We start from the raw sequence: 12056 nt of genomic DNA on the forward strand, positions 1-12056 counted from the left end.
ATCAAGCACACGAACGGGAACCCCCCGCCGGAATCCGACCGCAGCGCGAGGAGAGTGCGATGTCCGTCAAGTTCGTTCCGGTTACGGCCAGTCCAGCGGGCACGGTGAGTTCCGTCGCCGAGGCCACACGGGCCGTCGTGCAGGAGTTCGTCGCCGCCCGGCTGGCCGGGGACAGGGCGCGGCTCGTCGCGCTCTTCGCCGACGAGGTCGACTGGCTGCTCGCCGAGAACCCCGCCGTCCCCTGGATCCGCCCGCGGTCCACCGCCGCCGAATGCGCCGCCCAGTTCGCGGAGTTGATGGAACACACCGTGCCCGAGGACGCGCGGGCCTCCGTCGACACCTTCTTCGTCGACGGCACCGACGCCGTCCTGATGGGGCACCTGTCCGGGACCGTACGCGCCACGGGAAAGACCTTCGAGGGGCCCTTCGCGCTGCACCTCACCGTCGAGGACGGCCGGATCACCCGCCATCACCTCTACGAGAACAGCCTGTCGATCGCCCAGGCCTGCGCCCCGTGAGCGCGCACGACTCAGGGCGGCATGCCGTCACCGATGGCTCGCAGGTCCGCCCGCAGGGTGACGAGCCAGTTCTCGACGTCCGTCAGGACCGGTAGCAGCGGCAGTACCGCCGGCAAGGCCTGGCCGGTCGGCGGGGAGGCGATCGCGTACGGGACGGGCACCGGTGGCACCCGAACGCCGCCCGGCGCGAAGTCGGCCGTGTCGACGGCGGCGGTGGCCGTCGACTCGGCCGCCTCACGTGCCCAGGTCGCCGCGGCGGCGGGTACCTCGCCGTCGAGGTGGCGTGCCGCGATGCGGGGCAGCCAGTTGGCGCCGACCAGGGTGTGCACCGCGAAGTTGAGGGCGGCCGGCCAGTCGGGTGCCGCCTCGTGATGTGTGCCGGGTTCGCTGCGGTACTGGGCGTACGCCGCCTCGGCGAGCCGCAGCCGGTGCCGGGTCCGCCCCCGGGTCCGCTCGCTGTCCTCGGGTGGTTCCGGGAGCGGCGCCGCGGGCGCCGTGGGGGCGGGCAATGCGGCCGCCACCGCGGCCGGGATGAGGGGTGCGGCTTCCTGGAGCAGTCCGGCCATGCTCCGCCGGACCTCGGTGGCCACTCCGGCGGGCCAGGCCAGGACCCCGCAGAGCAGGCCGATGCAGGATCCCGTGAGGACGTCCACCACCCGGACCTCCCCGATGCGCCAGGTGACCGGGGCGAGCTGGGCGAAGGCGGTGGAGACGACGAGCGTGAACAGTCCCTGCGCCCACGCGATGCCGGCGACCGGTCCCACGGTGAAGGCCAGCAGCATGACGGGGACCAGCAGCGCCGCGTACACGTCGGTCGTCTCTCCCGCCCACAGGATCAGCGCTCCTGCCGACAGCGCTCCCGCGAACGTGCCGACCACCGCCAGGCGCACGGCGGACCAGGTGGCTCCCGCCGTGGTGCGGCCGAGGGTCAGCACGGCGAGCAGTACCCAGAAGCCGTGCGCGAGGTCCAGTGAACCGACGACGAGGCGTGCCACGCCCAGCCCGAGCGCTGTGCGCACCGCGTTGTGGAAGGCGACCGAGCGCAGTGTCAGGTTCCCGGTGAGCCGCCGTCCCCACAGATGGATGGCGGCGGGCTCCGCGTACCAGAGCTGATCGCTGGGGAAGCCGCGTATGACCCGTCTTCCGCCGAGCGCGATGGACAGGGCGGCCCGCGCGGTCACGGCCGAGGCCGCCTCGGCGAGGACGGCGGACTGCCGCCGCAGGAGGTGGGGCGACGGAGGTTCAGGCGCCTGTGCCGCGCGGGTGCGAGCGATGAGGAACCGCTCGACCTTCTCCTGCAGTGCCTCGGGGCCCGCTATGGGACGCCGGCCGCGCAGGTTCTCCGCCATGGCGGCGCACTCCGCGGCGATCGCCGCCTGCAGCGGTGCCGATACGTGGTCCCGTGCGGGCGACGGCAGGGCATGCTCGGCGGCGCGGGCCAGTTGGTCGAGGAGGCGCCGGGTCGCGCCGCCGGTGTGGGCGAGGGCGCGGTCGGTGCGGCCCGCTCCGGTCGGTCGTACGGCGGGCGGCAGCCGTGACAGGCGCAGGGCTTGGCCGGCCGCGCGCAGCTCCCGGACGCGATCGGGGTCGGGCGCGCGGCCGCCCACCGCGGCTCTGGCCGCGCGCGCCGCCACGTCCAGGGCTGAGGCGAGGCGCTCGCGGTAGGGGACCTCCGCAGGCGCGGGCAGCACCAGCAACTCGCAGAGCACCATGAGCACGCCCCCCAGGAGCAGGCCGGCAAGGCGCTCCGGGAGGGTGTCGGGGACGTACGGCGGGAAACAGGCCAGGATGCAGAACAGCTGCAGACCGGGGGCGACACCGGCCGGGGCCGGGCCACAGGCCGCGCCGAAGGACATCACGAAGCCCACGAGGACCATCCCCGCGACCGCCGGTGCGGTGGCCACGGCGAGGGCGGTGCCGAGCGCGGTCAGGGCCATGGCTACCGGCAGGACACGCAGGACGACGCGTGCGCGGTCCCGGCCCGAGCCCGGCAGGGGGGACAGGATGCCCAGCGAGATCGGGGTGAAGAAGGCGTACAACGCGACGACGGGCTCGTCCAGTGCGTACACGGCCGGATAGAAGCCGGCGGCGGCCGCGAGGGTGATCCGCGCCGCGCGACGCGCGGCCTGGACACGGTCGGGTGACGACGGCCGCTCCGGCATGGCGCTCCTTCCCGCGGCCCCACCCCGGGGCATCCTCCGCCGTACTTCCATTTTCCGCAGTGGTGCGTTCGGCAGCTCCGGCGGACCGGGCCACGGGAGCAGCCGTCCGCCGGAGCAGGCCGGCGTCGGACAGACAGGTCGGCCCGGCCGGTGGCGGCGAGCCAAGGCGACGGAGCGGCGGGGACGGCCCGTACCGTGAGGGGAAGCGCTGCCCGGCTTCCTCTCGCACCCGCGCCTCTTCGCATCCGTCCGCCGATCCGGGAGGTGGCCCCGCTGCACACCCCGCTCTCCGTCCTCTTCGCGCTGTGCGCGGCCCTCGGCAACGCCGTCGCGACGGTGCTGCAGCGCAAGGCGGCGCTCACCGTGCCGCGCTCCGAGGGGTTCCGGGCGGGGCTGATGCTGGACCTGCTGCGGCGGCCCGTCTGGCTGGCCGGCATCCTCGCCGTGATCGCCGCCGCCGTCTGCCAGGCGCTGGCACTCGCGACCGGCCCGCTGACGATCGTGCAGCCGCTGTTCGTCCTGGAGTTGCCCCTCACCCTCATCGTCGCCTCACTGCTGATGAACCGGCATCTGCCGGGCACGGGCTGGGTCGCCGTGTCGGTGGTGGTGGCAGGGCTGGCGGTCGGGCTCTTCGCCGCGTCGCCCACCGGCAATCGCACCCAGGTGGCACTGGACCGCTGGATTCCCGCACTCGCCGTGTGCATGAGTCTGGTCGTCGCCCTCGCGCTCACCGCCCTCCGGCGCCCGGAAGGCCGCGCCCGGGCCGCCTGCCTGGGCGCCGCGACAGCCATCAGTTACGCGGTGACCGCGGCACTGATGAAGGCCTCCATGCACATCCTCGAGGAGCAAGGACTCGCGGGATTCCTCTCCGCCTGGCAGACGTACGCCTTCGCCGCGACCGGCGTGTGCGCGCTGTTCCTGCTGGAGCATGCGATGCAGGCCGGCCCCCTGGTCGCCTCCCAGCCCGCGCTCACCCTCGGCGACGCCCTGGTGAGCCTGGCCCTCGGCATCACCCTGTACGAGGAGGAGATCCGCACCGGGTGGTGGCTGGTGCCCCAGTTGGCCGGCGTCGCCCTGGTCGCCGCCGGGGTCCTCGCCCTGTCGCGGATTCCCCTCGCCCAGGCGGTGGTGGTGCCGGACGAGGAGCGTCAGTAGACGACGTGGCCCGGCCGCTCGCGTCCATTGGTCTTCTTCGTGCCGTCGTCCGATCCTCTTCCACGCCGTCCCAGCCGCGGCTCGCCGACGGAAGTTCCTAGCCCACCTGGGTCCTCTGCGCCGGTCGGACGCCGTCGCGACGGTGCGTCCCGTGGCCGCCGTCCGCCCGATGGGCCATGTTGCTGACCGTCGAGCCGATCGGCACCGGCCGGATGCGAAGGAGGCCCCGCGGTGGGTGAGCTGTACATCGACGGCGAGTGGACACAGGCGGCGGCGGGCGGACGGCGGGAGGTGGTCAACCCCTACGACGCCTCCGTGGTCACCAGCGTCGACGAGGCCGACGCCACCGATGTGGATCGTGCGGTGCGGGCCGCACGGCGTGCCTTCGTCGAGGAGGACTGGGCGAACTCCCCCTCCCGCCGCCGCGCCGACCTCTTGCTGCGGGTGCGGGACCTGCTGCTGCGGGACAAGGAGGACATCGCCCGCACCGAGACCCTCGACACCGGAAAGACGCTGACCGAGGCCCGTATCGACGTGGAGGACGTGGCGAACGCCTTCCGCTACTTCGCCGAACTCGCGGGCAAGGACGGCGGCAGGGTGGTCGACGTCGGGCCGGACGTCCTCAGCCGCGTCGTCTACCAGCCGGTCGGCGTGTGCGCGCTCATCGCCCCCTGGAACTACCCCCTGCTGCAGGCCTCCTGGAAGGTGGCCCCGGCGCTGGCCGCCGGCAACACCTTCGTCCTCAAGCCCAGCGAGACCACCCCGCTCACCACCATCATCATGATCCGGCTCATCGCGGAGGCCGGCGCACCGCCCGGCGTCGCCAATCTCGTGCTGGGCTCCGGGGCGACCGTCGGCGCGGCCCTGACCAGCCACCCCGACGTCGACCTGGTGTCCTTCACCGGCGGCCTGAACACCGGACGTTCCATCATGGCCAGCGCCTCCGAGGGGCCGCGGAACATCGCCCTGGAACTGGGTGGCAAGAACCCCAACATCGTCTTCGCGGACGCCGACTTCGACGCCGCCGTCGACTACGCCCTCGACGCCGCCTTCCTGCACTCCGGGCAGGTCTGCTCGGCCGGTTCACGCCTGCTCGTCGAGGACTCCCTGCACGACAGGTTCGTCGAGGCCTACGCCGAGCGCGCGCGGGCGATCCGGCTGGGCAACGGAATGGACGAGGGCACCGAGAGCGGCCCGCTCAGCTCCGCCGAGCACCGGGAGAAGATCGAGGGCTTTATCGCCGTCGCCAAGGAGGAGGGCGCCCGGCTCGTCACCGGCGGCACCCGCCCCGACGACCCCGCCCTCAGCCGTGGCTTCTTCCTGTTGCCGACGATCTTCGCCGACTGCGACCGGTCCATGCGCATCGTCCAGGAGGAGGTCTTCGGCCCGGTCGTCACCGTGGAGCGCTTCCGCACCGAGGACGAGGCGGTGGAGCTGGCCAACGACACCCGCTACGGCCTGGCCGGCGGCGTGTGGACCTCCGACGCGAGCCGCGCCCAGCGCGTCGCCCAGCGGCTGCGGCACGGCACTGTCTGGATCAACGACTTCCACCCCTACGTGCCGCAGGCCGAGTGGGGCGGCTTCGGCCGCTCCGGTGTCGGGCGCGAGCTCGGCCCCACGGGACTGCGTGAGTACCAGGAGGCCAAGCACATCTACCAGAACCTCTCCCCCGCCCCCTCCGGCTGGTTCAAGGGCTGACCAGAACAGACCAGGGACACCACGGCGTCCGCCCGTCGCACGACGACCACCGAGAAAGGCACCGCATGGCCACCACTCCCGCGCACGGCGGCGAGTCCGCCTACGACTACGTCATCGTCGGCGGTGGCACCGCCGGCTGTGTGCTCGCCGCCCGTCTGAGCGAGGACCCCGACTGCCGCGTCTGTGTCATCGAGGGCGGCCCCAGCGACGTCGGCGACGAACGGATCCTGCGCCTGCGCAACTGGATCAACCTGCTCGGCTCGGAGTTCGACTACGGCTACGCCACCGTCGAGCAGCCGCGCGGCAACTCCCACATCCTGCACTCACGGGCCCGTGTCCTCGGCGGCTGTTCCTCGCACAACACGCTGATCAGCTTTCTGCCGCTGCCGCAGGACCTGGACGACTGGGTGAGCCGGGGCTGTTCCGGCTGGGACCCGGCGACGATCCTGCCCTATCGCGACCGGCTGCTCACGCAGATCGTCCCGGTGGCCGAGGCCGACCGCAATCCGATCGCCAGGGACTTCGTCACCGCGGCCGCCCGCGCGCTCGGTGTCCCCGTCGTGGACGACTTCAACGCCGAACCCTTCGCCGACGGCACCGGCTTCTTCTCCCTGGCCTACCAGCCGGAGGGCAATCTGCGTTCCTCCGCGTCCGTCGCCTACCTCCACCCCGTGCTGGACCGGCCCAACCTCACGCTGCTCCTGGAGACGTGGGCCCACCAGCTGCTCACCGACGAGTCCGGGCGGCTGACCCGCGTCGCCGTCCGTGACAGCGGCGGCCGGCCCGCCACCGTGCGGGCCGAGCGCGAACTCCTGCTGTGCGCGGGCGCCATCGACACCCCGCGGCTGCTGCTGCTCTCGGGTATCGGTCCGGCCGACGAGCTGCGCGCCCTGGGCATCGACGTACGAGCCGACCTGCCCGGCGTGGGCGAGAACCTGCTGGACCACCCCGAGTCCGTGATCGTCTGGGAGACCGCCGGGCCGCTGCCGCCCAACTCCGCGATGGACTCCGACGCCGGCCTGTTCCTGCGCCGCGAAACCGGCCAGCCGCGCCCCGACCTGATGTTCCACTTCTACCAGGTGCCGTTCACCGTCAACACCGAACGCCTGGGCTACCCCGTGCCGCAGTACGGAGTGTGCATGACGCCGAACGTGCCGCGGGCCCGCTCCACCGGCCGTATGTGGCTGCGCAGCGCCGACCCCGCCGAACACCCCGCCCTGGACTTCAGGTACTTCACCGACCCCGAAGGGCACGACGAGCGCACGATCGTGGACGGACTGAGAGTCGCCCGCGAGGTCGCCGCCACGGACCCGCTGCGCGGCTGGCTCCTCCGGGAGGTGGCACCCGGCCCGGACGTCGTCTCCGACGCCGACCTGTCGGAGTACGGACGTCGCGCGGCGCACACCGTCTACCACCCGGCGGGCACCTGCCGCATGGGCGCCCCCGACGACCGTATGGCCGTGTGCGACCCGGAGTTGAGGCTGCGCGGCTTCGAGGGCGTACGGATCGTCGACGCGTCGGTCTTCCCGACGATGCCCACCATCAACCCGATGGTGACGGTCCTGCTCGCCGCCGAACGCGCCGCCGACCTGATCACCGGCCGCCCCGGCCCCGCGGGACAGGGGGCGGCGCAGTGACCGGTCCGCTGTCTCCCGCCCCGGCTTCCGGCGCCCCTGGAGGGGAGCCGGTCTCAGAGTTCCGCAAGGACATGGGCCCCTGGGCCAACTTCGCCCTCGGCTTCACCTACCTCTCCCCGGTGGTGAGCACCTACACCCTCTTCGGCATCGCGATCGTCGACGGCGGACCGCCGATGATCTGGGCGTTCGTGCTGGCCGGCTGCGGCCAGTCCCTGGTCGCGCTCATCTTCGGCGAGATCGTCGCCCAGTACCCGATCGCAGGCGGTGTCTACCCCTGGGCCCGGCGACTGTGGGGCAAGCGCTGGGCGTGGATGACCGGCTGGGTGTACATGTGGGCGCTGCTGGTGACCATCACCTCCGTCGCGTACGGCGCCGGCCCCTACATCGCCATCCTCTTCGGCTTCAAGACCACCGTGCACACCACCGTGCTGTGCACCGCCGTGCTCATCGTCGTCGCCATCCTCATCAACTACATGGGCACCAAGGCGCTGTCGGCGGCGGCCATCATCGGTTTCGCCGGCGAGCTCATCGGCGCCCTAGTCGTCGGCATCTACCTGCTGGCCACCCACCGCCACCACGGCATCGGCGTCATCTTCGACACCTACGGAGTCGAGGGAGACGGCTCCTACCTGCCGGCGTTCCTGGCAGCCGCGATCATCGGCTTCTACCAGTACTACGGCTTCGAGGCCTGCGGCGACACCGCCGAGGAGGTCGAGCACCCGGGCCGCGTCATCCCGAAGGCGATGCGCCGCACCATCTACATCGGCGGCGCGGCGGCCACGTTCACCTGTATGTCGCTGCTGCTGTCGGTCACGGACTTCAACGCGGTCATCTCGGGCGAGCAGGCCGACCCGGTGGTGGACGTGCTGTACGACGCCATGGGCGAGACCGGGGCGCGGCTGGTGATGGCCGTGGTGCTGATCTCCTTCCTGTCCTGCACGATCAGCCTCCAGGCCGCAGCAGGGCGGCTCATCTACTCGTACGCCCGGGACGAGATGATCGCCGGGCACCGGCTGCTGCGGCGGTTCGCCCACGCCCGTGCGGTGCCCGGCTACGCGCTGTTCGTGTCCGCGGCGGTGCCGCTGCTCATCGCCTTCGCCTCGCTGCTCTCCGAGGACGCCCTCACCAACATCGTCTCGTTCGCGATCCTCGGTATCTACGCCTCGTTCCAGATGGTCGTCCTGGCCGCGCTGCGCGCCCGGCTCAAGGGCTGGCGTCCGGCAGGGGAGTTCACCCTGGGGCGCTGGGGCCTCGCGGTGAACATCGGGGCGCTGGCCTACGGCATCTTCGCCATCGTCAACATCTGCTGGGCCCGCACCCCGGAGAAGCAGTGGTGGGAGAACTGGATCGTGCTGCTCTGCGGCGCGGTGGTGCTGGGCACGGGTCTGCTCTACATGTTCACCACGCACCACTACGGCCGTGGCGACGCGCCGTCCGGCGACGCCGTGCCGGACAGCTGAGGTCCGCCCTCCCTCAGGGGCGGCACCCGTCCAGCGCCAGAAGCGCCTCCTCGGCCACGGCGCGAGTCGCCGCCCCCGAGTCCGAGGCGAGGGCGGCGAGTTGGGCGCGCAGCCGCTCCTCGTCCCGGGGCAGCCTCCCGGTGGTCGCCAGCCAGTGGGCCAGGCCCTCCGCGGCGTGAAAGCGGACGGTCTCGTCCGGGTCGTCCAGGGCATGGACGAAGCGCGCCAGGTCGTCCCCGGTGTTCTCGTCGGTGGCGTTGTGCGTGTCGAGGAGCGAGAGCGCGGCGGCCCGGACATCGGCCGAAGGGGTCCGGTCCGCCGTCAGCCGCAGTCCGGGCAGGGCCTCCGTCAGGCCGATGAGTGCGTTGTGCGTCTGCCAGACCGTGCTCGGGTCGGCGGCGAGGTGGGCCACCAACGCCCGGGCCACGGAACGGCGTTCCCAGGGCTGGAGCCCGTCGTCCACCAGCGTGCCCAGACCGGCCACCGCGCCCGCGCGCACATCGCCGTCGGGGTCGCCCAGGAGCGGAAGCAGCAGCCGGACGGTGTCCCAACGCCCCGCCTGCAGAGCCCGTACGCGAGCGTCGCCCACGCCCAGCTCGGCCGTACGGACCACCTCGGCGTGGACGGCGGGGTCGTGGCGGAAGCGGTACAGCAGGACGCGGGCGCGTCCCCACACGGCTGATTCCGGGTCGCCCAGGAGGGCCACGAGCCCGGGAACACGGCCCGGCACGCCCAGGGCTCCCAGCGCGTCCAGGGCGTTGATCCGCAGGTGATGGTCAGGATCCCGGAGCAGGCGTGAGTAGGCTTCCACGGCCGCCGGGTCGTCGAGCCCGAGCCGGATCGCGGCGCGCGAGGCCCGGCGCCGTACCCACGGGTCCTCGTCACCCATCAGGGCGGGCAGCACCGTACGGCCCGCCTCGGCGACACCGAGTCGACCAAGCCCGGCGGCCACGGCCTCACGCACCTCGGGCGCGCGGTCGTCCGCCGATCCGACGAGCACCCACGCGTGCTCGTCCCGGCGGAGCCTGCCCAGGCCCTTGGCCGCTGCCGCGCGCCGCCACGTGTCGCCGTCCTTCAACTCCCGCAGAAAGAAGGCGATCTGTTGGTCCGATCCCATGCACACCCCGGTGAGTCAGACCGGCGAGCCGACCGGAGGTTGTAGCGGCGTGCCATCAGGATCGCGCTGGCACCTGCTCGCGATCGCGAGACGCCGATTTCTGCCCGATTCCGGGCAGGAATGTGGAGTTCCCGCGTCCCGCCGACCTAGGGTGATCGCTCGTGATCGTCCTGCTCCGGCACTCGTCGAGCAGGCCACTTGCGCATCACCCGGAAGACGCCGGACGAAAGGGGACACGACACTCATGCGCTCGCTTCCCGCCGACACGCAGGCCGTGGTCTTCGACTGCGACGGGCTCCTGGTCAACACGGAAGACTGCTGGACCGTGGCGGAGACGGCCATCTTCGCCGCACACGGCCGGCCGTTCGGTCCCGCACAGAAGGCCCTGGTCATCGGTCGGACCCTGGAAGCCGCCGGGCAGGCCATGGCGGACCACTTCGGACGGTCCGGAGCCGGCGCTGAGATCTCCGCCGAACTCCTCGACAGAGTCCGCGAGGAACTGGCCCGGGGCGCCACGGCCCTCCCCGGGGCGGCGGAGCTGGTGCACGCCTGCCGGGCGAGCGTTCCCATAGCCGTGGCCAGCAACAGTTCGCGCGAACTGCTGGACACCGCACTGGAATCGGCCGGCCTCGGCGACTGCTTCGCCTTCTCGTTCGCCGCGGACGAGGTGCGCTCCCCCAAACCCGCACCGGACCTCTACCTCACGGCGTGCGAAGCGCTCGGCGTCCACCCGAAGAACTCCGTCGCCTTCGAGGACTCGGCCACGGGCATCGCCTCCGCGCGCGCCGCCGGGCTCCACGTGGCCGTCGTACCGTCCCTGCCCGGAACCGACCTCGACCACGACTGGCTGGGCGGCAGCCTGGCCGAGCCCGAACTGCTGGACTGGGCAAGAGGACTGGGCCGCGGCGACTGAGTCAGCACGGCGCCGACCCGCGCTATCGCGTGGTGAAGGCACCCCCGTTGACGTGGATGGCCTGGCCGGTGATGTGACGGGCCCCTGGCGACGCGAGGAAGTGGGCGGTCTGGGCGATGTCGTCGACCGTGCCCGGCCGTTTGTTGTGCGTCTCCGCCACGAGCGCGCGATGGCGTTCGTCGCTCAACCGGCCCTGGAAGAAGTTGGTGCCGGCGATATAGCCCGAGGAAATCATGTTGCAGGTGACGCCCTTGGGAGCGAGCTCGGCGGACAGTGAGGCGTTCCATGCACCGAGGGCGGCTTTGGCCGCGCCGTAGGAGCCACCTCCGCGCTCGGCACCGATCGAACCGATGCTGACGACGGAGCTCCCGCCGGTGAGCTTGTTCTGCACCGAGGCCGTGGCCAGCACGGCACTGAGCAGGTTCTGGGCCAGATTGGCATGCCAGAGGGCCAGCACCTCATCCAGGGCCGCCCCCTCACCTGCGGGCTGGGACAGACCACCGGCGGCGTTGACCAGGACGTCCACCGTGTCGAGCCGGGCGGCGAGCTCCGCGACCTGGGCGGTGTCGGTGGCGTCGCAGACAGCGCCGCGCACGCCCAGCTCCTCGGCGGCCGCTTCGACCGTGTCGGGGTTGCGTCCGGTGATGAGGACCTCTGACCGGTCGGCGGCGAACCGGGCGGCGATGGCACGGCCGATCCCACTGGTGCCACCCGTGACGAGAACAGTGCGCGGCAAGATTCCTCCTGTCGAATGCCCTTGCTACGTTTAGACCTAAACATAGTGCACGCGGACAGAGGATCGCACCAAACCATGACCGACGCCCTCCCCTCCTCCCCGGGAACCCCCGAACCGGCCCACTCCCCCGCTGAGATCGCCGCAGCCTGGAGACGGGAGAGACCCGGCACGCCGACCGAGTCGATCGAGATCGTCACGCCCGTCTGGTGGCTGGCCAAGCTCTTCGCCGACGACCGCACCCGGGCCCTGCGAGCAGCCGGCATCGACAGCGCCACGCTGGATCTGCTGTCCGTCATCCGTCGCTCGGGTCCGCCCTACACCCTGAGCACCCGCGAGCTCGCCCGACGGACCCTGGTGACCGCCGGAGCGATCTCCCAGCGTGTCGCACGGGCCGAACGGGACGGACTGGTCGAGCGCATCCCGGGCCCGGCCGGCAGCCGGACCGTCCTGGTGAGACTCACGGCCGACGGCCACGCGCTCATCGAACGGTCCGTCGACACCGTGCTCGGGCGAGAAGCCACCCTCGTCAGCGGCCTGTCGGCGAACGAACGCGCCGCGCTCATCGAACTGCTCGACAAACTGATGGCCGACGTCCGGCACCGCACGGGCACACAAGGCGAGAACCAGGGATGAGAGCCGGGGGCTGCTCGGGAGAATCAA

Annotated in this window: 10 protein-coding genes; 7 read left to right on the forward strand and 3 right to left on the reverse strand. The window is 72.1% G+C overall.

Annotated features, from left to right (window positions below; genetic code table 11):
- Positions 1-59: 59 nt before the first annotated feature.
- Positions 60-518: a nuclear transport factor 2 family protein gene (locus tag ABIE67_RS03475; protein ID WP_370252943.1), complete on the forward strand. Its 459-nt coding sequence runs from the start codon at positions 60-62 to the stop codon at positions 516-518.
- A gap of 11 nt (positions 519-529) precedes the next feature.
- On the opposite strand, the gene ABIE67_RS03480 is transcribed toward ABIE67_RS03475, so the two are convergent.
- A complete protein-coding gene (locus ABIE67_RS03480) occupies positions 530-2680 on the reverse strand; it encodes an FUSC family protein (RefSeq protein WP_370252945.1) in 2151 nt (716 codons plus the stop codon).
- Positions 2681-2944: 264 nt separating this feature from the next.
- On the opposite strand from ABIE67_RS03480, the gene ABIE67_RS03485 reads away from it, so the two are divergent.
- From ABIE67_RS03485 to ABIE67_RS03500, 4 genes are all read left to right on the forward strand, one after another.
- Complete coding sequence (locus tag ABIE67_RS03485; RefSeq protein ID WP_370252947.1) at positions 2945-3835, forward strand: DMT family transporter; 891 nt, start codon at positions 2945-2947, stop codon at positions 3833-3835.
- Positions 3836-4066: 231 nt separating this feature from the next.
- Positions 4067-5533 carry an aldehyde dehydrogenase family protein gene (locus tag ABIE67_RS03490; protein ID WP_370252949.1) on the forward strand — a complete coding sequence of 489 codons (1467 nt, stop codon included), beginning with the start codon at positions 4067-4069 and terminating at the stop codon, positions 5531-5533.
- A 65-nt stretch (positions 5534-5598) separates the two neighbouring features.
- On the forward strand, positions 5599-7170 hold the full coding sequence (locus ABIE67_RS03495; RefSeq protein ID WP_370252951.1) for a GMC family oxidoreductase: 1572 nt from the start codon (positions 5599-5601) through the stop codon (positions 7168-7170).
- Positions 7167-8630 (forward strand): APC family permease, encoded by a 1464-nt coding sequence (locus tag ABIE67_RS03500; protein ID WP_370252953.1) that lies wholly within the window; start codon positions 7167-7169, stop codon positions 8628-8630. The genes ABIE67_RS03495 and ABIE67_RS03500 overlap by 4 nt, the downstream gene beginning before the upstream one ends.
- 13 nt (positions 8631-8643) lie before the next feature.
- Here the strand turns inward: ABIE67_RS03500 and ABIE67_RS03505 are convergent, their stop codons facing one another.
- The gene (locus ABIE67_RS03505; RefSeq protein ID WP_370252955.1) at positions 8644-9747 is read right to left on the reverse strand and encodes a HEAT repeat domain-containing protein; all 1104 of its coding nucleotides are present in this window, start codon (positions 9745-9747) and stop codon (positions 8644-8646) included.
- Between the two features lie 244 nt (positions 9748-9991).
- Between ABIE67_RS03505 and ABIE67_RS03510 the strand changes: the two genes are divergently transcribed.
- Positions 9992-10660 (forward strand): HAD family hydrolase, encoded by a 669-nt coding sequence (locus ABIE67_RS03510; protein ID WP_370252957.1) that lies wholly within the window; start codon positions 9992-9994, stop codon positions 10658-10660.
- Positions 10661-10682: 22 nt separating this feature from the next.
- Here ABIE67_RS03510 and ABIE67_RS03515 read toward each other — a convergent pair whose 3' ends face one another.
- A complete protein-coding gene (locus tag ABIE67_RS03515; RefSeq protein ID WP_370252960.1) occupies positions 10683-11396 on the reverse strand; it encodes an SDR family NAD(P)-dependent oxidoreductase in 714 nt (237 codons plus the stop codon).
- Positions 11397-11471: 75 nt separating this feature from the next.
- Here ABIE67_RS03515 and ABIE67_RS03520 point away from each other — a divergent pair, with 75 nt between their 5' ends.
- Positions 11472-12029, forward strand: coding sequence for a MarR family winged helix-turn-helix transcriptional regulator (locus ABIE67_RS03520; protein WP_370252962.1), 558 nt, complete (start codon positions 11472-11474; stop codon positions 12027-12029).
- Positions 12030-12056: the final 27 nt, after the last annotated feature.

Origin of the sequence: Streptomyces sp. V4I8 (assembly GCF_041261225.1) — a bacterium.
Taxonomy (GTDB): Bacteria; Actinomycetota; Actinomycetes; order Streptomycetales; family Streptomycetaceae; genus Streptomyces.